Genomic DNA, 21,564 nt, shown 5'->3' on the forward strand with positions numbered 1-21,564 from the left:
CGGATCCCGGACCCCGACGCAGTCGCGATGCTGCGGCCCGGCGACCGGGTCGACCTCGTCGCCACCGACCCGTCGACAGGCCGGGCCACCCAGGTGGCCAGCAGGGGTGCAGGTGGTCACCGTGCCCCGGGCCGGGAGCAGTACGTCGCCACCCGGCCAGGCGGTCGCGGGCCGTCTCGTGGTGCTCGCTGCGCCTCCCGTGTCGGCGAGAAGCATCGCCGGCGCGGCTGCGACGCGGTACTTGACGGTGATGGTTTCGGGTTAGCGTGTCCCGACGATGGTCCACAAAACCCTATTGACGGGGCTCGGGACCCGCTGAAACCAAGGAGAGATTGCATGGATCTGAAGGGCTTCAAGGAGTTCGTACTCAAGGGAAACCTGGTCGAACTCGCTGTCGCGTTCATCATGGCCACGGCGTTCGCCAAGGTCGTGGAGGAGTTCACCGCAGTCCTGATGGGCTTCATCGGCAAGGTGTTCGACGAGCCGAATTTCAACATCGAGATCGCCGATGTCCAGGTGGGCCTCTTCATCACCGCCCTGGTCTCGTTCCTGATCCTCGCCGCAGTCGTCTACTACTTCGTGGTGACGCCCTACAACATCGCCAAGGCCAAGTTCATGGCCGAGGACCCCGTTGACGCAAAGCCGGACGAGGTCCTCCTCCTGGAGGAGATCCGCAACCTCCTCGCCACCCGCAACGGTGGCCCCGGCCAGGTCTGACTCGACTGACCGGTCAGCACCACTGCTGAGGCCCGCTCCACCGAGAGGTGGGGCGGGCTTTCAGTTTCCGCCGTGGTGGGGCGGCACCTGCTGCTTGAGCCACTCCTCGCCGTCCGGTGCGCTGCGTGCGTCTTCGGGGTCGCGGTCGTCGGAGGTGGAGTCGGGCAGCACGTCACCGAAGATCGCGGCGAGTCGACGCCGACGCTTCCACTCCGGTTCGGGCTGCGATTCCTGGTTCTCCGCCATGGCTTCGATGGTACGAGCCTCCGCGGAACTCAGGCGCAGAGCCCGTTGGCCGCTGCTGTCGCCTCGCGCTCCGTCTCGTCGGAGGTTGCGTCCGACGACTCGTCGTCCGGCGCCTCGGAACCCGCATCGGAGGACTCGTCGTCCGGAGTGGCGGTGGCGGTGGAGCCTGGACGCTGCGCGGCGTCGACGACCTCGGTGCTCAAGCGACGGCTCAGCGGCTGGTCGTGCTTGATCTTCTTCCAGAGGAGATTGGCGTCCTCGGCCCACACCAAGCGGTTGGGGTCGGGTTCGTAGAAGTCCCACGGCACCGTGATGAACTTGATGTTGTCCAGCCCGATGTCCTGCAGTTCGCTCCCGAGGTCCACGAGCTTGCTGAGCTTGCCGAGCCGCTGATCGAGGGTGAGCGACTTGGTCGCGGCGTCGAGGAACTTGTAGAGCCGGTCCGGACGAGCGAGCACCCCCTTCGACATCACCCGGTCGACCATCGAGGCGATGAACACCTGTTGGCGCTTCATCCGGCCGATGTCACCGTTGGCGGAGATGTTGTGTCGCACCCGCACGTAGTCGAGCGCCTCTTGGCCCTGCACCTGCCGGGAGCCGGCCTTCAGGTGGATGTTGCCGACGTAGTCGTCGACGTCCTTCGGCACACAGATCTCCACGCCACCGATCGCGTTGACCATGTCCTTGAAACCGGTGAAGTCGACCTTGACGAAGTGGTCGACCCGGATTCCGGAGAGCTGCTCGAACTGGCGGACCGTGCAGGCCTCGCCACCGTAGGAGAAGGCGGCGTTCCACATGTCGAAGCCACCGGGGATCTCGGTGGTGCCGTCCTCCTTGTAGCAGGTCGGCCGCTCCACCATCGCGTCACGCGGCAGGCTGACGCCATAGGCGAAGGTCCGATCGGCACTCAGGTGCAGCAGCATCGTGGTGTCGGACCGCTCGCCGACCTCGGAGAGGCCGTCGATGTTGTTGTCACCCTCGCGGGTGTCGGAGCCCATCACCAAGATGTTGAGCGGGTCCTTCGGCCCCTCGACGTCGACGTCGTCGGGACGGTCATCACCGAGTTGGGCATCGATGTTGATCGTGTGGAGGTTCTCGTTGAGGTGCCGGTAGGTGTAGGCACCGAAGAGACCGATGCAGATCACCATCGTGAGCACCAAGAAGCCGAAGTAGCGAGCGACGTGGTGCCTCTTCCGGGCGTCACCGCGGTGGCGGCCGGTGGTCACTTCGCTCACAGATGGATCTCGCTCGGGCTCGGGGTCTGGACCTGGCGCGGTGAATCTACGGCACCAGTCCAAATGGTGCCTTTTCCTCCGCCCAGACACCAAAACGAGCAGCTTCACCCGACGGGTGGTCCGGCCTCCGCCTCAGATCACACACACAAGCCGTTGGCGGCGGCAGTGGCGGCCCGCTCCTCCTCGTCGGCGGTCGCCTCTGCCGACTCGTCGCCGAGCTCCTCGGACTCCTCGTCCGAGGAGCTCTCGTCGGACGACTCGTCGTCCGGATCAGGCGTCGCGGTGGAGCCTGGACGCCGCGCGGCGTCAACGAGCTCGGTGCTCAGGCGACGGCTCAGCGGCTGGTCGTGCTTGATCCGCTTCCACAGCAGGTTGGCGTCCTCGGCCCACACCAAGCGGTTGTGGTCGGGCTCGTAGAAGTCCCACGGCACCGTGATGAACTTGATGTTCTCCAACCCGATGTCGCCCACCTCACCGACCAGGTCGGCGATCTTGGCGACCGAGTCGAGCTCGCTGTCGAGCGTCAGCGACCTGGTGGCGGCGTACAAGAACTTCACCAGCCGGTCGGGGCGAGCCAGCACCCCTTCGACGTCACCCGGTCGATCAACGAGGCGATGAAGACCTGCTGGCGCTTCATCCGGCCGATGTCGCCGTTGGCGGAGATGTTGCTGCGCACCCGCACGTAGTCGAGTGCTTCCTGGCCCTTCGCCATCCGGGTGCCGGCGTCGAGATGGATGTTGCCGTGGGTGTCATTGACCTCCTCGGGCACGCAGATCTCCACGCCGCCGACAGCGTCGACCATGTCCTTGAAGCCGGCGAAGTCGACCTTGACCCAGTGGCTGATCCTGATGCCGCTCAACTGCTCGAACTGACGGATCGTGCAGGCCGGGCCCCCGACCGCGAAGGCCGCGTTCCACATGTCGAGGCCACCGGCGATCTCGGTCGTGCCATCCTCCTCGAGACACGTGGGGCGCTCCACCATCGCGTCGCGCGGCAGGCTGACGCCATAGGCGAAACTGCGGTCGGCGCTGACGTGCAGCAACATCGTGGTGTCGGAGAGCTCGGTGTCGTGCTCGACGCCGTCGATGTTGTTCTCCCCGTCGCGGGTGTCGGAGCCCATCACCAGGATGTTGAGCGGCTTCTTCGGCCCGTCGACGTCGACCTCGTCGGGCCGATCCCCCAGTTGCTTGCCGAGATCGACCGTGTGCAGGCTCTCGTTGAGGTGGCGATAGGTGTAGACGCCGAAGAGTCCGATGCCCATCACCAACGCGAGCGCGGAGAAGCCGACATGGCGGAGAGCAGGGTGCCGGCGTACGACGCCACTCGGCTGGTCGTCTCCAGGCACTTCACTCACGTGCGTCTCACTCCGCTCGAGTCAACGATGGTGGGCTGAATCTACGACACCTGCTCGACGGACCGACGGCGTCAGTCGACCCGGGCAGTCATCGGCAGCCGGCCACGCGCACAGATGCCGACGGTCGCAGCGGTGAGCAACGGAAGGCCCACCACGACGATGGCGATGAGCAGCCACGGCACGTCAAGGCTGCTCGCATCCGTGCCCCACTGCTGGGTGAGTGGACGGCTGATCGCGATGCCCGGGATGAAGCCGACCGGCGCACCGAGCAGGGCGCCGACACCACCGACGACCAGGGCATACGAGGCCGCAACCCTTCGTCGGGTCCTCGGCCGGGCGCCGACCGCCGCCATGGTGGCGAGATCCGGCCGAGCGTCGGAGAGCGCGAGGAAGGTCGCGGTCAACGTCCCGCCGAGCATCAGGATGCCCCCGAGGAGAGCGAGCACCATTTGGATGATCCGGACCGCGGGGTCGGGCTGGTACCCGCGTTCGACGTAGACCGATGAGTTGGTGTCGAGCGCTGCCAGCTCCTCGGCGAGTCCCTGCTGGAGCTCCTTGCCGATCGGCCCGGGCACGACGAACGTGCCCAGCTCCTCGACCTCCAGGCCGAGTCCGTCGACCAGGTCCGGGGACATCACGGCCACCGCAGGCTGGGTCCCCCGTACCGGCACCACCACTGCATCTGCCTCAACGGTGCGGACCGCAGCGGGTTCGGTGGCGTCGGGGTCCCAGTGGCGTACGTCGACAGCGAGACTGCTCACCTCGGGCATCGGTCCGAACTCGTCGGAGTCCTCACCGTCGAGCAGCACCAGCCCCCGTCGGTGAGCACGGCATCGGCTCGGGCACGATCCGCCGCGGCCAGGTCGACGTGGCCAGGAAGCTCCGTCGCGACGAGGTACGGCGTGCCGAGCGAGGAGAAGTAGGACAGCAGCAGGCTCTGGTCGCCGTCACGGAACTCGAACTCGACGGTGCCCTCGTCGGTCGCGGCCTGCGGCACCCGCAGGCCAATGGCATTGCTGGCGGGGAGACGCCGGTCGAGCACGGCAGCGACCGTGGCAGCGTCGACGTTGACGGTACTCACCGATCCGTAGCCGGCAGGGAGCATCGGGACGTAGCCGTCCTCGTTCGATGCCTCCTGACTGGCCACGGCGATCCCGAGCGCGACCACCCCGGCAACGGTGGCTCCGACCGCCGCCACGGCAGGGACCGTGCGCGTGCGGTGTCGGGCCGCGTCACGAGCAGCGAACCGCAGTGACAGCGGCATCCCGGACGCAAGCCGTGCCACGAACGTGACCGTCAGCGGCACCAGCAAGATCATGCCGAGCACCGAGATGATCGCCGAGCCGGCGATGAGCACCGCAGCGCTGCCACCGCCGTCGCCGCCGGCACCGACCACTGCCCCGAGTATCCCGACGCCGAGGAGGACCAGCCCGAGGAGCGGCGAGCGGCTCGAGGGCCGGCCCTCACCCCGTCGGCCGGCGAGGACGGCCACGATGTCCTGCCGCGAGGCGGAGAACGCTGGTACCACTGCCGCGAGCACTGCGGAGAGGAAGCCGAAGCCTGCGACGACGGCCAGCAACGGCCACGGTACGTCGAAGGGCCCGAACCGGTTGGCGTCGAAGCGTTGGGCGACCGGTACGGCGAGCGCCCCGACCCCCACCCCGAGGACCGTGCCGAGCAGCCCGCCGACCATTCCCACCACTGCTCCCGAGGCGAGCACCGTGCGCCGTGCCTGGCGTGGCGTGCCACCCGCTGCGGCCACCAGGGCGAGGGTGCGCGCCTGCGCCTTGGCCCGGACGGCGAAGGCCGGCCCGGCCAGCAGCACCACCTCGAGCAGCACCATCGCCGCGATCAGGGCCAGCACCGTGATGGTGACCTCGTCCCTGCCCTGGTCGAACTGGCTGAGCCCGTCGGGCAGCGCGGAGGCAGGCGGTGGGTCGGTGAGCACCTGGCGGGAGGTTGCGAGGGCTCCGATCGCGTTGAGAGCCTCCACGTCGTCCCACGAGACCGGCCCGCCCCCGACCAGCCAGCGGCCGGTCGGATCGGTCTCGTCGGTGCCGAACGCGCCGGGCAGTGCCGCAGCCACGGGGTGGCCACGCAACGAGGTGCCTTCGGCAATGCCGACGACCCGGAGCTCGTGCTCCTCCTCACCGGTCTCGGTCTGCCGGACGACCGTCAACGTGTCGCCGATCCCCGGACCGCGATCAGCAAGTGCCTGGTTGACCACGACCTCGCCGGGACCGGGCGGGAACTGCCCGTCGACCTGCTCCACCAACCCCTCGGACAAGGGGCTGCCCAGATCGGTCGCGATGGTCTCGACCTCACCGATGCCTCGGTCGGTGCGGAAGTGCAGCGACTCCGTCTCCAGCGGTACCGCCGTCCGGTCCGGGCCGAGGGCCGCCAGGACCCGGTCGAGACCGTCCTGGTCGACGACACCCGGCGCACCGTGGACGGCGTCGTCACCGATCACGTCCCAGCCCTGCTCGGGGTCGAAGAGCTGGATCACCTCGGCGAATCCGGATGTCACGACGTAGGCATCGGCGGCGCCCATCCGACGATCCATGCCCTCGACCGTGGACACGTCCTGGGTCCGCCACACCACCGCCGCAGCTGTCACCACGACCACCGGCAGGCAGATCAGCACCAGCATCAACGCGGTCTGGGCCTTGCGTCGCACCGCCTCCCGACGCGCCAGCCGCAGCGCGACTCGCCAGCCGCCCCTCGTCGTACCCATCAGGATCGAGCGGCGGTGTCGGTGAGCGACTCGATCGGGGTCGCCCCGGTCTCGTCGACGACGACGCCGTCGCGCAGGAAGACCACCCGGTCCGCCCACGCCGCATGGCGGGCCTCATGGGTCACCATGACCCCTGCGGCACCTGCGTCGCACCGAGCTCGCAGCAGGCGCAGGATCTCCTCGCCGGTCTCGGTGTCGAGGGCACCCGTCGGCTCGTCGGCGAGGATCAGCCGACGCTCCCCGACGACGGCACGGGCTATCGCCACCCGCTGCTGCTGGCCACCGGACATGTCGTCGGGGAAGCGGTCGGCGAGTTCACCGATGCCCACCTCCTTGAGCGCCGCGCGGGCCTGCTCGCGGGCGACGCGGGTGCTGGCGCCGTCGAGCTCACGCGGCAGGGCGACGTTCTCGGCGGCGGTCAGCGCCGGAATCAGGTTGAATCCCTGGAAGACATAGCCGATCGACGTACGCCGCATCCGCGCTCGGGCGTCGAGCCCCAAGGTGGTCAGGTCGGTGCCCTCGACGACCACGGAGCCCGACGTGGGTTGATCGAGCCCGCCCGCGATGGTGAGCAGGGTCGACTTGCCCGATCCCGACGGCCCCATCACCGCAACCAGCTCGCCGGCGTACGCCGCGAACGTGACCGCGTGGAGGGCGTGGACCTGGGCGGCGCCCCTGCCGTGCACCCGGTTGACGTCGGTGAGCTGCAGCACGGCGTTCATCGACGGCCGCCGATCCGGTTCGCGCGGGGCGCTCCGGGCGTGGGGGCGGGTGCGTCGGCCTGACGTCCCTGCTGCAACCGGCTGCGGGCGTCGGCCAGCCACTGCCGCTCGGTGCGCTGCATCCGGCCTGCCTGCTCGTGGAGTGAGTCGGTCATCGCGCGCTCCGATCGGAGGTGCGGGCGGAGGGACTCCCTCCACCCGGCGTGGATCTTGTCGGCCGGGCTCAACCGCCGCCCGCCGCAACCGTGCCTCGCAGTGGTCGAGCCAACGGATCTCGGCCTCGGCACCGAAGACCAATGACTCGAGCACCAGGCTCCAGGCCAGTTCGTCGGGATCGGTGGCCGCGGAGGACTGTCGTTTGAGTCGGGTGTAGTCCTGCAGGGCCGCCATCGTCGCGCTGCGCTGCTGCTGGATCACCGTGCCCACGTCGACACCCGGCACGGTCACCGCCAACGCGAGCTTGATCGCGAGTTCGTCGCGCGGTGGCTGGGTCCTGGCCACCGGCGTCGTGAACCAAGCGGCGACCTCGCCGCGGCCGGCCTCGGTGATCCGGTAGATCACGTGACCCTCGTCGTCCTCGCCGTCGGCGAGCGCCATGCCGTCGCGCTCCAACCGGCTGAGCGTCGTGTAGACCTGCCCGACGTTCAGCGGCCAGGTGGTCCCGGTGCGACGTTCGAACTCCACGCGCAGTTGGTAGCCATACATCGGTTGCTGCTCGAGCAGGGCGAGCAGCGCGTGTTTCACGGACATGGGGCAGCCTTTCCGGATCTACATACCGAGTATGGAACATGTATACCCGATATGCATTCACCCGGTCGAATCACGGCCCCACCCGAAGCCGGAGCAAGCACCCCGGACCCGGGCGACCGAACCACACCCGACCCTTCGCGGACGCCGAACCAGCGGACCTGACAAGATGGTCCGCGCAACTGGCCCCAGTAGCTCAGCGGATAGAGCAGCCGCCTCCTAAGCGAAAGGTCGCAGGTTCGACTCCTGCCTGGGGCACCGGAAATGGCCCCTGACCTGCTGGAACGCATCCAGCAGTCAGGGGCCGGAGTCGTCCAACGGGGCCAAGCCCCACGCAAACCCCACGCAAACCCGTCCGCCCGCCGCAGACATCCAGCCCGTCGAGCCATTGCCGGATTGACTCATTCGAACAGATGTTCGATCATGGATCGGTGCCCTCCACCCGTCGCCCCACCCCGGATCCGGACCTGGTCCAGCGGTTGCGCGCGCGGGTGCGGCAGATGGAGAGCGGTGGTCTGCGGGAGACGATGCCGGTCCACCCGGCGCTGGCCGGGCTGGTGCAACTGCATCCCGGCAGCAGCTACCGCGCCGACGCGACCAGCCTGGCCGTGGCGCTGCTGGCCGGCCCGTCCGAGCAGGGCACCTGGACAGCAGTGGTCGGGGTCGACGACCTCGGCCTCGAGGCCGCGGCAGACCTGGGCCTCGACCTCGGTCGCACCTTGCTGGTGCCCGACCCCGGAGAACACTGGGCAGAGGTCACCGCCGCCCTGCTCGACGTCACCGGCGTGCTGCTGCTCCGGCCTCCCGGTCGCGTCGATGCTCACACCGCCAGTCGGATCGCGGCGCGGCTCCGCAAACGCTCGACCACCCTGGTCGTGCAGGGTGACTGGCCCCAGTGCGATGCCCATCTCAGTCTCGTGCGCCAGCAGTGGCAGGGGTTGGGACAGGGCACCGGCCACCTGAGCGCCCGACGCGCCGAGGTGGTCGTCCGGCACGGCGCCGGCCCGACCGTCCGCGGCCTGGTCACCCTCCCGGGCAACGAGGCACCACGGCTCCTCAGTCGCTCCGGCCCCCTGCAGGGCCAACCCGCTCCCGCCCTGCGCGAGGTCGGCTGATGGCAGGCCGGCGAGTACTGGTGGCCTGGTGCCCCGACTGGCCGGTGCTCTCCGCCATGGCCGAGGCCCAGGTGCCTCCCAGCCGTCCTGCTGCTGTGCTCTCCGGCAACCAGGTGAGCGCCTGCAACGACGCTGCGCGTGCCGACAAGGTACGCCGGGGCATGCGTCGGCGCGATGCCCAGTCGCGTTGCCCCGACCTGCACATCCTGGCCGGCAACCCCGAGCGCGAGGCCCGTGACTTCGAGCCGGTGCTGGCCTGCCTCGAAGAGCTCAGCCCCGGCATCGCCGCACTCCGTCCCGGCCTGGCCGCGCTCCGTTCCCCCGCCCGCTACTACGGCGGCGAACGCGAGGCGGCCGCAGTGATCTCCGAGAAGTTGGTCGGCATGGGCATCTGGGACTGCCGCTTCGGCATCGCCGACGACCTCTTCACCGCCGAACAGGCCGCGCGGGCCGCCGAGCAGCAGGACAGTGCAGTGGTGCCGCCGGGCGGCTCGGCCGCGTTCCTGGCGCGGCTCGACGTGCGAGTGCTCGACGACCCCGAGACCACCGACCCGCTGCGCCGGCTGGGGATCCGCACGCTCGGCGACCTCGCCTCGCTGCCGAGTGTCGACGTACTCGCCCGCTTCGGTGCCTCCGGCGCGCGGCTGCACCGGCTGGCCCGGGGCGGCGACACCGACCGGCTCCGGGTGCGCCAGCCACCACCCGACCTGGTCTGCCAGGTCGACTTCGAACCGCCGCTGGCCTCCGTCGAGTCGGTCGTCTTCAGCGTGCGGCGCACGGCAGAGCAGTTCGTGCACCAGATCGGCAGCCGCAACCTCGTCTGCACCCGGGTCCTCGTCGAGGCCGAGAGCGAAGGGCGGATCACCTCGTCACGCCTGTGGGTGCACGCGCGTTGGTTCCGCGCCAGCGACCTCCTCGACCGGGTGCACTGGCAGCTGAGCACCACCGGCGACCGTCAGGTCGGTCCGATCTCGTGCGTGCGCTTCGTCCCCGAGGCCGTCGAGGCCGACGTCGTGCATGCCGACGGGCTGTGGGGCAACGCCGACGCCTCCCAGGTCGAGCGTGGCGTGGCCCGGGTGCAGGCGCTGCTCGGCTTCGAGTCCGTGGTGCAGCCAGTGCTCCAGGGCGGCCGCTCCCCGGCGCTCGTCAGGCCCACGTGCCTTGGGGTGAACGCCCTCTCGGCCTGCGTCCCCGCGACCTCCCGTGGCCGGGCAGCATCCCGCCGCCCGCACCGGCCCGGGTGCTTCCCCAACCGGTGCCGGCCGAGGTGCTCGACGGCGATGGCCGTCCCACGGCAGTCACCGAGCGCGGCGTGCTCACCGGCATCCCGGCACGTTTCCGTCCCTGCGCCACCGGCCGGGACGCCACACCGTGGGCGCAGGTCGCTGCCTGGGCCGGTCCTTGGCCCGTCGAGGAGACCTGGTGGGAGCCAGATGCCCGACCTCTCTCCCGCTTCCAGCTGGTCAGCGTCGACGGACACGCATGGTTGCTGACCTGCAGTGGCGACCAGTGGTGGACCGAGGCGAGCTATGACTGATCCCGTTCTCGCGAGGGGCACCTGATGGGCTGGAGCAACCCGCCGGTTCCTTGGCGCGACCTCGAACGCAAGCTCTCCGGGCGCCCGCCCACCGCCCCGGACGACGGACCCGGGTCACGCAAGCGGACGACATACGCGCCACCGCCCGACGTGGTGCGCCCGACCGGCGAAGTGACGCCCTACGCCGAGCTGCACGCGCACAGTCACTTCTCCTTCCTCGACGGGGCAAGCGGCCCACGGGAGCTGGTCGAGGAAGCGGTGCGGCTGGGGCTGCACGCGATCGCCCTGACCGACCACGACGGCTTCGCCGGCACCCCGCTCTTCGCGGAGATCGCCGCCGAGCACGAGATGCACACCGTCCACGGCACCGAGCTGTCGTTGGGGCTGACCCGGCCGCAGAACGGCATCGCCGACCCCGAGGGTGACCACCTGCTGGTGCTGGCCCGTGACGTCACCGGCTACCACCGGCTGGCCGGCGCGATCACCGAGGCCAACCTGCGTGGCGACGAGAAGGGGCGCCCGGTGCACGACCTCGACGAGCTCGCCGAGACCGGCCGCGGGCACTGGCTGGTGCTGACCGGCTGCCGCAAGGGTGCGGTACGGCGCGCGCTGCTGTCTGATGGCCCGGCTGCGGCGGCCGCGGCGTTGCGGGAGCTGGTGGAGCGGTTCGGAAGCGACAACGTGGTGGTGGAGCTGACCGACCACGGGCTGCCCCGCGACAGCAGCCACAACGACGTGCTCTTCGGGCTGGCCCGGGAGCTCGGCCTGCCTGCGGTGGCCACCGGCAACGTGCACCACGCACGGCCCGACCAACACCGGTTGGCCACCGCGATGGCGGCACTGCGGGCCCGGCGCAGCGTCGCCGAGATGGACGGCTGGCTGCCACCGTGGGGTGGCGCGTGCCTGCGCTCGGGGGCGGAGATGGCAGCTCGGTTCGCCCGCTATCCCGGGGTCGTCGCCCAGAGCGTCACCATCGCCGACGAGATCGCCTTCGACCTGCGCAAGGCTTCACCCGACCTGCCCAAGCGCAACATTCCCGACGGCCACACCGCCACGACGTGGCTGCGCGAGCTCGTCGAGCGCGGGACCGCCGAGCGTTATCCCGCAGACCAGCACGACATCGACGCAGTCCGCAAGCGGATCGCCACCGAGATGGGCACGATCGAGCGCAAGGACTTCTCCGGCTACTTCGTGATCATGCACGACATCGTCGCCTTCGCGCGCTCGCGCGGGATCCTCTGCCAGGGCCGGGGCTCCGCGGCCAGCTCAGCGGTCTGCTACGCACTCGGGATCACCTCGATCGACCCGGTCTTCTACAAGCTGCCCTTCGCCCGGTTCATCTCCGAGCACCGCGACGAGGAGCCCGACATCGACGTCGACTTCGACTCCGACCGCCGCGAGGAGGTGATCCAGTGGGTCTATGCGACCTACGGCCGACGCAACGCCGCCCAGGTCGCCAACGTGATCACCTACCGCCCCAAGCTGGCGGTGCGCGATGCCGCCAAGGCACTCGGCTACTCCCCGGGCAGCAGGATGCCTGGTCGAAGCAGATCTCCAGCTGGAGCCGGGTGCCGCACCCCGACGACGGCGACTGCGAGCACGACGTACCCGCTCCGGTGGTGGAGCTGGCCCAGTCGATGCTGGGCGCGCCACGACACCTGGGCATCCACTCCGGCGGGATGATCCTCACCGAGCAGCCGATCGGCGAGGTGTGCCCGATCGAGCGCGCTCGGATGGAGAAGCGCACGGTGCTGCAGTGGGACAAGGACGCCTGCGAGTGGATGGGGTTGGTGAAGTTCGACCTGCTCGGGCTGGGCATGCTCTCCGCGCTCGACCACATGATGACGATCGCGGCGACCCACCTGGGCGAGCAGTGGACGCTGGCGACGCTGCCCAAGGAGGAGCCGGCGGTCTACGACATGCTCTGCCGCGGTGACTCGGTCGGCGTCTTCCAGGTCGAGAGCCGTGCGCAGATCGGCACCCTGCCGCGACTGCGCCCGCGGGAGTTCTACGACCTGGCCGTCGAGATCGCGCTCATCCGCCCCGGGCCGATCCAAGGGGGCGCCGTCCACCCCTACATCCGCCGGGCGACCGGGCGGGACCCGGTCGAGTTCGACCACCCCGAGTTGCGCCCGGTGCTGGAGCGCACCTTGGGCGTCCCGCTCTTCCAGGAGCAGCTGATGGACATGGCGCGGGTGCTCGGCGACTGCACCGAGGACGAGGCCGACCTGCTGCGCCGGGCGATGGGCTCCAAGCGCGGGATCGAGCGGATCGAGAGCATCAAGGAGAAGCTCTTCAAGGGGATGAAGAAGCGGGGCCTGGTCGGCGAGAAGGCCGACGCGATCTATGCCAAGATCCTCTCCTTCGCCAACTTCGGCTTCGCCGAGAGCCACGCGCTCTCCTTCGCCAAGCTCGTCTATGCCAGCTCCTGGTGCCGCCTGCACTATCCGGCGGCGTTCCTGGCCGCGTTGCTGCGCGCCCAGCCGATGGGGTTCTACTCCCCGCAGTCGCTGGTGCACGACGCCCGGCGCCACGGGATCGAGGTGCGCGGCCCCGACATCGTCTTCTCCGCCGCCACCGCCGACCTGGAGCTGATCGGGGTCCCCGGGCCCGTGGGCCGCGATGCCTGTCTGCTCGATCATCCGGAGCGGACCGAGTTCGTCGAAGGCACCCCCGACCCGACGCCGGAGCACCGGCGCGACACGTCGTACGCCGTACGGCTGGGGTTGGACTCGGTGCGGGGCATCGGCCGCGACGTGGCCAAGCGGATCGTGGCGGCCCGAGCCGAGCGTCCGTTCACCGACATGGTCGACCTCGCCCGCCGGGCCGGGCTCGAGCGCCGCCAGCTGGAGGCGCTCGCGACCGCCGATGCCCTGGCCGGCTTCCAGATGACCCGGCGGGAGGCACTGTGGCAGGCGGGGTACGTCGAGCACGAGGGTCACCTCCCCGGCAGTGGACCCCGGCCATCGGCTCCGGCACTTCCTGCGATGACACCGACCGAGGAGACCCTGGCCGACCTGTGGGCGACCTCGATCACCCCGGAGTCACACCCGTTCACGCACCTGCGGGCGCAGCTCTCCTCCGCGGGCGTGTTCGCGGTGACCGAACTGGCCACCGTCGAGCCGGGACGTCGGATCCGAGTCGCCGGGCTGATCACCCACCGGCAACGCCCCAGCACCGCCGGTGGGGTCACCTTCCTCAACCTGGAGGACGAGACCGGCATGCTCAACGTGGTCTGCAGCGCCGGTGTCTGGCAACGCCACCGCCAGGTCGCCCGCACTGCGGCCACCATGGTCATCCGCGGCATCCTCGAACGCCAGGACGGTGTCACCAACCTGGTCGCCGACCAGCTCCTCACCCTCGCCGACGTGTCACCCGCAGCCGACCGGGCCCTGGCCACCCGCCACCGTTCGCGCGACTTCCGCTGACGCGCCTTTCTCCTGGATAGTCCCGGACAAACTTGTAGCCAAACCGCGGGCGGACTACAAGTTCGTCCGGGACTATCCGGCTTTGGCCTTTCTCCCACGACTGCTCACCTCAAGACAACGGCCGGCTGCGCTGGCACAGTGACGCCCATGAGCGATGTCCACCCCGTCATCTCCCTGCCGCTGGCCGAGAAGGCCTCCCTGCTGTCCGGCCAGGACTTCTGGCACACCGAGGCCGTCACCGGCGTCCCCTCGGTGATGTTGACCGACGGGCCACACGGCCTGCGCAAGCAGGCTGGCGACGGAGACCACCTCGGCCTGGGTGACAGCAACCCGGCCACCTGCTTCCCACCGGCCGTCGCGCTCGGCTCCTCCTTCGATCCAGCGCTGGTCGAGGAGGTCGGGGCGATGATCGGCGCGGAGGCGCGCGCCGAGGACGTGGCCGTCGTTCTCGGGCCAGGCATCAACCTCAAGCGCTCGCTGCTGTGCGGGCGCAACTTCGAGTACTTCTCCGAGGACCCCTTCCTCACCGGGCTGCTGGGCACCGCATGGGTGCGCGGTGTGCAGTCGCAGGGCGTGGGGGCCTCGCTCAAGCACTTCGCCGCCAACAACCAGGAACACGATCGGCTGCGGGTCAGCGCCGACATCGACGAACGGCCACTTCGCGAGCTCTACCTGCGGGCGTTCGAGCGGGTCGTGCGCGACGCCGACCCGTGGACGGTGATGTGCTCCTACAACGCCGTCAACGGCGTGCTCGCCTCCGAGAACCCGTGGCTGCTCACCGAGGTGCTGCGCGACGAGTGGGGGTACGACGGCCTGGTCGTCTCCGACTGGGGTGCGGTACGCGACCGGGTCACCGCGCTCGCAGCTGGTCTCGACCTGCAGATGCCTGGAGACGGTGGCTCGAGCGATGCCGAGGTGGTGGCAGCCGTCGAGAGTGGTGGCCTCGACGAGTCGGTGGTCGATCGCGCTGCCGGCCGCGTGGCTGCGATGGTCTCGCACGCAACCGAAGGCGCGGCCGCCCATCCTGCCCGTGACCCAGCCGCACTCCACGCCGAGCACCACGACGCCGCCCGACGGATCGCCGCACACTGCGTGGTGCTGCTGCGCAACGAGGCGGTGGGCAGCGAGGCGGCGAGCAAGGAGGCGCTGCTGCCGTTGCGCGCCGACGCTCGAGTCGCCGTGATCGGCGAATTCGCGCGCACCCCGCGCCATCAAGGCGCCGGGAGCTCCCGGATCAACCCGACGCGACTGGACTCGGCACTGGAGGAGCTGCGCCGCTTCCATCCCGACCTGACCTTCACCGGCGACGACCCGGCGGCGGCATCGGCCGCAGCCGCCGCGGCAGAGGTCGCCGTGCTCTTCCTGGGGCTTCCTCCGAGGCGGAGTCCGAGGGCTTCGACCGCACCACCCTCGACCTGCCCGTCGAACAGATCGATCTGCTCACCGCCGTGCTCACCGCACAGCCCCACACCGTCGTGGTGCTCTCCGCCGGCGGCGTGGTCTCCCTGCCCTTCACCGACCGGCTGCCGGCCCTGCTGCAGGCCTCGCTGCTCGGTCAGGCGGGCGGCGGCGCCATCGCCGACGTGCTCACCGGGCGGGTCAACCCGTCCGGCCGACTGGCCGAGACCGTGCCAGTGCGGCTGGCCGACTCTCCCGCCTTCCTCGACTTCCCGGGCGAGCGCGGCCGTGTTCGTTACGGCGAGGGAGTCTTCGTCGGCCACCGCTGGTACGACGCCCGCAACCTCCCGGTGGCCTTCCCCTTCGGGCACGGGCTTTCCTACACGAGCTTCGACCACACCGACCTGGTCGTGCAGGGACGTCCCGACGGGCTGGTGGTGGAGGTGACGGTCACCAACACCGGTGCCGTGGCGGGCCGTGAGGTCGTGCAGGTCTACATCGGCAAGCATGCCTCCGAGATCGCCCGTCCGCCCCGTGAGCTGGCAGGGGTTGCCGTGGTGGAGCTCGCCGCCGGGGAGCGCCGGGTGGTGAGTGTCGACGTACCGCTGCATGCTGTGGCGAAGTGGTTCACCGGGCACGGCTGGGCGGTCGAGTCCGGCGAGCACACGATCGAGGTGGGCTCCTCCAGCCGCGACATCCGCCAGCGCACGTCGGTCTCGCTGCAGGGGCCCGACCTGCGCCCGATGCTGCACCTCGAGTCGACGATCGGTGAAGTGCTCGCCGACCCGGTCGCCGGTCCACTGCTCGCCGCCGGTCTCGCCGAGCTCACGCCGGACGACGAGGCAGACGTCGAAGGCATGGGTCAGATGCTGATGAGCTTCCCCATCGGACGCGTGCTCGGCATGGCCGGCGGGGCCGTCAGCACGGCCGACGTCGAGGCGTTGCTCGAAGCCGCCAACCACGCCCGTCGAGAAGACACCCGCGCGACCTGAGCCACCGTCCGGGCGACCTCGGCAGCGATCCGGGCGGCCTCGGCGGTCAGGGGTGAGCACCTCGAAGGTCATGCCGGCGGCCTGGAGACGGGTGAGGAGGTTCTGGCCCATGGCAGCCGCAGTGGTGACCTGTCCGCTGGTGACCGGGTTCGTGTCGAAGGCGAGGCAGAGCGCGGACTCGGCTAGCATCTTGGCCGTCTCGGTGTAGCCCGGGTCGCCCCCACTGACGCGGGTGTGCGTCGTACGTCCGTCGGCCTCGACCACGAAGTCGACGGTGAACCACGACCGGCGGCGACGCTCCGGCGACGGGCCCTCGCCCTGCGGGACCTTGCTCTTCAGCAGGTTGCGCAACGGCCCGACCTGCGCGCCCAGCGCCAACGCGCCCGCACCGACCGAGCCGCCCACGGCGTAGCGCAGCGTCTTGGTGCCCGCGAAGTGCGAATAGCGGAACTCCGGACCGTACGACGCCAACGCGGCTCCGCTCCGGACCACCACCTGGGGATCGATGGTCGGCAGCGGCAGCAGGTAGTAACCCAGCAACGGGTCACGGCCCGGCTTGGCGGCGACCGCCCGGCTGCTGCGACCGACCGGCTTCGCCTCCTTGCGGCGGCGCTCGGAGTGGGCGGCCTTCATCTGGCGAGCCCGCGAGAACGCACCCAACGCCGAGTGGAAGGTGCCCCCGGAGAAGGTCGCGTTGCTGCGCACCACCCCACGGATCGTCACCGGCACCGACGAGTCGACGTGCTGCATGGCATGGAAGACCCCGATGTCGTGGGGGATCGAGTCGAAGCCGCACGAGTGCACCAGCCGCGTACCGTTGGCTGCCGCTGTCGCATGGTGGCGCAGCCACATCTGGTCGACGAACTCCGGCTCCCCGGTGAGGTCGACGTAGTCGGTACCGGTCGCGGCACAGGCAGCGACCAACGGCTCACCCAGCTCCACGTAGGGCCCGACGGTGGTGATCACGACCTTGCCGCGTGAGACGACCTTCTCCAACTCCGCCTGGTCGGCCGCGTCGGCGACCACCAGTTCCATCGCCTCGAGTCGGGGGTCGATCGCCGCCAACGACTCACGCACCTTCTCCAGCTTGGCGAGGTTGCGCCCCGCGATCGCCCAGCGCAACCGTGCCGGAGCATGCCGAGCGAGGTACTCCGCGGTCAGTCCGCCGGTGAAACCGGTGGCACCGAAGAGGACGATGTCGAGTTCGCGTTCCGCCATGCACCCATGCTGCCCCATCGGGTGAAGTCACGGCGGAACCGACGGGAGACTTCTCGCGTCCTACCCCCATGACCTCCTCCAGCAAGGCCCCCTTCGCCGTGGCCACCCTCTCCCTGTTGCTCCTCGGCGGTGCCATCGCCACCGCTGCCGTCCTGCACCAGCCACCCGCCACCGATGGGGAGGCCGCGGGCCCCGGTCCCGGCGGCAGCCCCGGGCTGAGCGTCTCGGCCTCACCCGGCCGACTCACTGCCGCTGACTCCTGTGACGACCTGCTCACGACGTTCCACGACCTGGGCAGCAGGGCCGTCGGCGAGTGGGGGTGGCGCTATGGCGGTTACTACAGCTTCGCGGACGACATGGCCAGCTTGAACCGCGCCGAAGCCTCCATCCCGGCTGACGGCGCCCACCGAACCGCCGAGCAGACCAACAGCGACACCGGCACCAACGTGCAGGAGGTCGGCATCGACGAACCCGACGTGGCCAAGACCGACGGGACGATCCTGGTGCGGGTCGACCGCCGCACACTGACGACGTACGACGTCTCCGGCGCCCAGGTGCGTCGGCTCGGCTCCCTGAAGCTCCCCGGGCGGCTCGGCAACACCGAGGTGCTGCTGCACGGCGACCGGGCCCTCGTCATCGGTCAGGTGTGGGGCCGCAGCAACGGGAGCTCGACGCGGCTGATCGGGATCGATCTCACGGCCCCAGCCACTCCCGGGGTCTCCGACGTGCACGAGTTCGACGGCGATCTGCTCTCGGCCCGGCTCACCGGTGGCGACGTCCGGATCGTCACCTCACGAGGTCTGCCCGAACTCGACTTCGTGCACCCGACCCGCAACCGAACCCGCAAGGAGGCACGACGGGAGAACCGCCGGATCGTCCGGGAGAGCACGATCGACGACTGGCTGCCGCAGGTCACCGACGACGGCACTGGGAAGGCGCTGCTCGACTGCGGCGCCGTCAACGTGCCGGAGGATGAGGCCGCGCCGGGCGTGCTCAGCGTCGTGGGCTTCCCGATCGGTGACCCCGTCGACCGTGACGTCACCGCGGTGCTCACCGACTCCCAGATCGTCTACACCTCCCCCGACCGGCTCTATCTGGCCACCAACGGATGGGGCTGCTGCGGCAATCCGTTCATCGACCGCATCGGCGGGGGCGGTTCCTTCGGCGGCAACACCGACCTGCACGCCTTCACCCTCTCGGGCACGGAGGCGATCTATGCCGCCACCGGTCGGCTCAAGGGCACCGTGGCCGACCGCTGGTCACTCGACTCCGTCGACGGCGTGCTCCGGGTCGCCCTGGCGGTGCCGGCCGCCAAGGAGGACGGGAAGCGCATGAAGGCCCACAACGCCGTGGTGACCATGAAGCAGGTCGGCGGTCTCCTCGAGGAGGCCGGCCGCGTCGACGGCCTCGGGGTGAACGAAGACATCCAGTCGGTGCGCTGGTTCGACGACTTCGCCGTCGTGGTGACGTTCCGCCAGGTCGACCCGCTCTATGCGATCGATCTCTCCGACCAGGAGGACCCGCAGCTCCTCGGCGAGCTCAAGATCCCCGGCTTCTCCTCCTACCTGCACCCGATCGGGGAGGACCGACTGCTCGGCATCGGCACCGACGCGAACAAGCGCGGCCGCAGCCTGGGCGGCCAGGCCAGCACCTTCGACGTCTCGGACCCCAGCGCGCCCACCCAGGTCGACAAGGTCACCTACGGCCGCAACACCGAGATGCTCGCCAGCTGGGAGCCGCGTCAGTTCACCTGGCTGCCCGAGCGGGAGACGGCGTTGACGCCGGTGCTGGACTACAGCCGCAACGGCACGGGCAAGTTCTCGCTCGCCGTGCTCGAGGTCTCCCCGAGGGCACCCTCACCGAACACCAAGTGCCGGTCTCCGGCGGCTGGACCATCCAGTCCGGTCTGCGCACACTGCCGCTGCCCGATGGCCGCGTGGTGCTCAGCAGCGGCAAGGAGAACCGGTTCCTCGACTGGTGAGACCGGCCCAGGGCGGCCCGGGCCCGGGACTCAGCTGGCGGCGTACCGCTTGGCTGCCCGGGCTCGCGCCTTGGCCGCCTCGACCTCGCGGTCCTTGGGCGGCGCAGTCGTGACCAGATCAGCGAGCAGATGCTCGGTCACGTGGGCGATCTCGGCGACGGCCCGGTCGAAGGCCGCCTGATTGGCAGCCGACGGTCTGGTCGCGCCGCTCACCTTGCGCACGTACTGCAGTGCGGCAGCCGTCACCTCGTCAGCGGTGGCAGGCGGCTCGAAGTTGTTGAGCGGGCGGATGTTGCGGCACATGCCCTCCACCGTACGCCGAGATGGGCCACGGCCCACCGGCGTACGGCGGCTCGTCGAGACGCCGGGCGATCAGGCGCGGACGAAGATGTGGTCCGCGGCCTCGGGGACGATCTCGGCGGTCTCGCCACCCGAGCCCAGCAGCACCCCGTCGGCGGTGGCGATGGCGACCACGGACTGGTCGGGCATCGCACCCACGCGGCGCAACGCGCTCATGAGGAGCTCGTCCTTCTGCATCTCCTCGGAGATGCGGCGCACGAGCACCCGCTGCTCGGTGTTGGTGGCGATCTCGGAGAGGGCCACGACGCCTTCGCGGAAGTCCTCGGCTGCCGGGGTCTGCCCCAACTCGGCGAGTCCGGGGATGGGGTTGCCGTAGGGCGACTCGGTCGGGTGGTCGAGCAACTCGATGAGCCGGCGCTCGACGTTCTCCGACATCACGTGCTCCCAACGGCACGCCTCGGCGTGCACGAGCTCCCAGTCGAGCCCGATGACGTCGGTCAGCAGCCGCTCGGCCAGACGATGCTTGCGCATGACGCGCGTCGCGAGGCGTTGGCCCTCGTCGGTGAGCTCCAGGTGACGGTCGCCCTCGACGGTCAGCAGACCGTCGCGCTCCATCCTGGCAACGGTCTGGGACACGGTGGGTCCACTCTGGTGCAGGCGCTCGGCGATACGGGCCCGCAACGGCACGATTCCCTCCTCCACGAGCTCATAGATCGTGCGGAGGTACATCTCGGTGGTGTCGATCAGGTCGCTCACCCCTCCATTGTGGCCCATCGAGGCGAATGGAGAGGATGTGGGCATGGAGACCTTGTCCATCCCGTCCAGATTCCGCGGCCCGGACCGCTCGGGCAACGGAGGGTGGAGCGCCGGTGCGCTTGCCGCTTTCCTCGCTCCGAATGAGCCCGGACACCTGCCTCCGGTGCAGGTGACGCTGCGGATGCCGCCCGCGCTCGAGCGCCCGCTGGCCGTGCGATGCGAGGGTGATCGCGCCGAGCTGTGGGACGCCGACCAGCTCGTCGCAAGTGCGGTGCTCGTGTCGGAGGACGAGGCGCCGGTGCCGGTTGCCGACGTACCGCTGGAGGAGGCGCGCGCTGCTCGCGAATCGTTCGCCGGGATGGCGCACCACCCGTTCCCGCACTGCTTCGCCTGCGGGACCGCACGGGAGGAAGGGGACGGGCTGCGGCTCTTCGCCGGCGCCGTGGAGCCGTACGACGCGACAGCGCGGGTGGCGACGACCTGGACGCCGCACCCCTCGATGGCGGCTGCTGACGACCCCGAGCGAGTGACGTTGCCGGTCGCCTGGGCAGCACTCGACTGCCCCGGCGCGTGGACCGTCGACCTGGCCGAACGCGCGATCGTGCTCGGCCGGATCACGGGATGCGTCGACACGCTGCCGCGCATCGGCGAGGAGCACGTCGTGATGGGCGGGCTGCTGGGCCATGAGGGCCGCAAGTGGTTCACCGCCACCACCATCCTCGACTCCGACCGTCGCGTCGTCGCCCGGGCACGACACACGTGGATCGAGGTCGATCCGTCCGCCTTCAACGACTGAGAATCACGCAGAGGAAAACCCCTTGTGGCCCACGACGGGCAGTCGTACCTTGGATGCACACGGGAAAGGAGGTGGTCCGAAGAATGAATGGCTTTGGGACTCGTGAGGTGGCTGTCGGCTGACAGCTCCGCTGCCCAGCGGACTCCGCCACAGCGTTGAGCAGTTGGCGTAATCCACGGCAGTCACCCGACCCGCAGGCGCTCCGGTCATCAGTCCACCGGAGGAGCCCAGAAGGTCCGCCCCGGCATCCGTGCCGACGGAAACCGCTGGTCACGCCTGCGGGTCGTT

Annotated in this window: 16 protein-coding genes, 1 tRNA gene and 4 pseudogenes; 10 read left to right on the plus strand and 11 right to left on the minus strand. The window is 70.0% G+C overall.

All coding sequences use genetic code 11. The annotated features are described in order from the left end of the window. A partial coding sequence (locus tag L1066_RS15965) for a hypothetical protein (protein WP_235737269.1) occupies positions 1-216 on the minus strand: 216 nt, incomplete at its 3' end. A gap of 120 nt (positions 217-336) precedes the next feature. Between L1066_RS15965 and L1066_RS15970 the strand changes: the two genes are divergently transcribed. Beyond that, positions 337-717 (plus strand): MscL family protein, encoded by a 381-nt coding sequence (locus L1066_RS15970; RefSeq protein ID WP_235737270.1) that lies wholly within the window; start codon positions 337-339, stop codon positions 715-717. Positions 718-777: 60 nt separating this feature from the next. Here the strand turns inward: L1066_RS15970 and L1066_RS15975 are convergent, their stop codons facing one another. The 7 genes from L1066_RS15975 to L1066_RS28785 all read right to left on the minus strand — a co-directional run bounded on the left by L1066_RS15975 (position 778) and on the right by L1066_RS28785 (position 7,758). Further along, entirely contained in the window at positions 778-963 is a 186-nt protein-coding gene (locus tag L1066_RS15975; protein ID WP_235737271.1) for a hypothetical protein, read from the minus strand. A 29-nt stretch (positions 964-992) separates the two neighbouring features. After that, positions 993-2,198, minus strand: a complete 1,206-nt coding sequence (locus L1066_RS15980) for an LCP family glycopolymer transferase (protein ID WP_235737272.1) — start codon at positions 2,196-2,198, stop codon at positions 993-995. Positions 2,199-2,335: 137 nt separating this feature from the next. Next, on the minus strand, positions 2,336-2,779 hold the full coding sequence (locus L1066_RS15985) for an LCP family protein (RefSeq protein ID WP_235737273.1): 444 nt from the start codon (positions 2,777-2,779) through the stop codon (positions 2,336-2,338). Then, a complete protein-coding gene (locus L1066_RS27895) occupies positions 2,752-3,552 on the minus strand; it encodes an LCP family protein (RefSeq protein WP_235737274.1) in 801 nt (266 codons plus the stop codon). Before L1066_RS27895 ends, L1066_RS15985 begins: the two co-directional genes overlap by 28 nt. Positions 3,553-3,623: 71 nt before the next feature. Then, a complete protein-coding gene (locus L1066_RS15995) occupies positions 3,624-4,361 on the minus strand; it encodes an FtsX-like permease family protein (RefSeq protein WP_235737275.1) in 738 nt (245 codons plus the stop codon). Beyond that, positions 4,310-6,286 (minus strand): ABC transporter permease, encoded by a 1,977-nt coding sequence (locus tag L1066_RS16000; RefSeq protein ID WP_235737276.1) that lies wholly within the window; start codon positions 6,284-6,286, stop codon positions 4,310-4,312. Before L1066_RS16000 ends, L1066_RS15995 begins: the two co-directional genes overlap by 52 nt. After that, a complete protein-coding gene (locus L1066_RS28785) occupies positions 6,286-7,758 on the minus strand; it encodes an ATP-binding cassette domain-containing protein (protein WP_376707690.1) in 1,473 nt (490 codons plus the stop codon). The genes L1066_RS16000 and L1066_RS28785 overlap by 1 nt, the downstream gene beginning before the upstream one ends. Before the next feature lie 182 nt (positions 7,759-7,940). Between L1066_RS28785 and L1066_RS16015 the strand changes: the two genes are divergently transcribed. The 7 genes and pseudogenes from L1066_RS16015 to L1066_RS16050 all read left to right on the plus strand — a co-directional run bounded on the left by L1066_RS16015 (position 7,941) and on the right by L1066_RS16050 (position 17,117). Then, positions 7,941-8,013: transfer RNA gene (locus tag L1066_RS16015), tRNA-Arg, on the plus strand. A 173-nt stretch (positions 8,014-8,186) separates the two neighbouring features. Beyond that, positions 8,187-8,870, plus strand: coding sequence for a DnaE2-dependent mutagenesis accessory factor ImuA' (gene imuA' / locus L1066_RS16020; protein ID WP_235737277.1), 684 nt, complete (start codon positions 8,187-8,189; stop codon positions 8,868-8,870). Then, a complete protein-coding gene (locus L1066_RS16025) occupies positions 8,870-10,363 on the plus strand; it encodes a DNA polymerase Y family protein (RefSeq protein WP_235737278.1) in 1,494 nt (497 codons plus the stop codon). Before imuA' ends, L1066_RS16025 begins: the two co-directional genes overlap by 1 nt. Before the next feature lie 68 nt (positions 10,364-10,431). Next, positions 10,432-13,835, plus strand: a pseudogene (locus tag L1066_RS16030) (error-prone DNA polymerase). A gap of 255 nt (positions 13,836-14,090) precedes the next feature. Beyond that, positions 14,091-15,556: pseudogene (locus L1066_RS16040) on the plus strand (glycoside hydrolase family 3 C-terminal domain-containing protein); the annotation flags it as partial. A 162-nt stretch (positions 15,557-15,718) separates the two neighbouring features. Continuing rightward, a complete protein-coding gene (locus L1066_RS16045; RefSeq protein ID WP_235737321.1) occupies positions 15,719-16,225 on the plus strand; it encodes a fibronectin type III-like domain-contianing protein in 507 nt (168 codons plus the stop codon). A gap of 556 nt (positions 16,226-16,781) precedes the next feature. After that, the gene (locus tag L1066_RS16050; protein WP_235737279.1) at positions 16,782-17,117 is read left to right on the plus strand and encodes a hypothetical protein; all 336 of its coding nucleotides are present in this window, start codon (positions 16,782-16,784) and stop codon (positions 17,115-17,117) included. On the opposite strand, the pseudogene L1066_RS16055 reads toward L1066_RS16050, so the two are convergent. Continuing rightward, a pseudogene (locus L1066_RS16055) lies at positions 17,093-17,461 on the minus strand (saccharopine dehydrogenase NADP-binding domain-containing protein); the annotation flags it as partial. The gene L1066_RS16050 and the pseudogene L1066_RS16055 sit on opposite strands and share 25 nt — an antisense overlap. A 338-nt stretch (positions 17,462-17,799) precedes the next feature. On the opposite strand from L1066_RS16055, the pseudogene L1066_RS16060 reads away from it, so the two are divergent. Next, positions 17,800-19,272, plus strand: a pseudogene (locus L1066_RS16060) (beta-propeller domain-containing protein); the annotation flags it as partial. Positions 19,273-19,454: 182 nt separating this feature from the next. Here the strand turns inward: L1066_RS16060 and L1066_RS27900 are convergent. Together L1066_RS27900 and L1066_RS16070 are read right to left on the minus strand one after the other, a co-directional pair. Further along, on the minus strand, positions 19,455-19,727 hold the full coding sequence (locus tag L1066_RS27900) for a DUF2277 domain-containing protein (protein WP_235737280.1): 273 nt from the start codon (positions 19,725-19,727) through the stop codon (positions 19,455-19,457). Positions 19,728-19,796: 69 nt separating this feature from the next. After that, positions 19,797-20,480 carry an iron-dependent transcriptional repressor DtxR gene (locus tag L1066_RS16070; RefSeq protein ID WP_235737281.1) on the minus strand — a complete coding sequence of 228 codons (684 nt, stop codon included), beginning with the start codon at positions 20,478-20,480 and terminating at the stop codon, positions 19,797-19,799. 43 nt (positions 20,481-20,523) lie between these two features. Between L1066_RS16070 and L1066_RS16075 the strand changes: the two genes are divergently transcribed. Next, positions 20,524-21,276 (plus strand): hypothetical protein, encoded by a 753-nt coding sequence (locus L1066_RS16075; RefSeq protein WP_235737282.1) that lies wholly within the window; start codon positions 20,524-20,526, stop codon positions 21,274-21,276. Positions 21,277-21,564 lie beyond the last annotated feature (288 nt).

Source organism: Nocardioides alcanivorans (assembly GCF_021555175.1).
Classification (GTDB): Bacteria; Actinomycetota; Actinomycetes; order Propionibacteriales; family Nocardioidaceae; genus Nocardioides; species Nocardioides alcanivorans.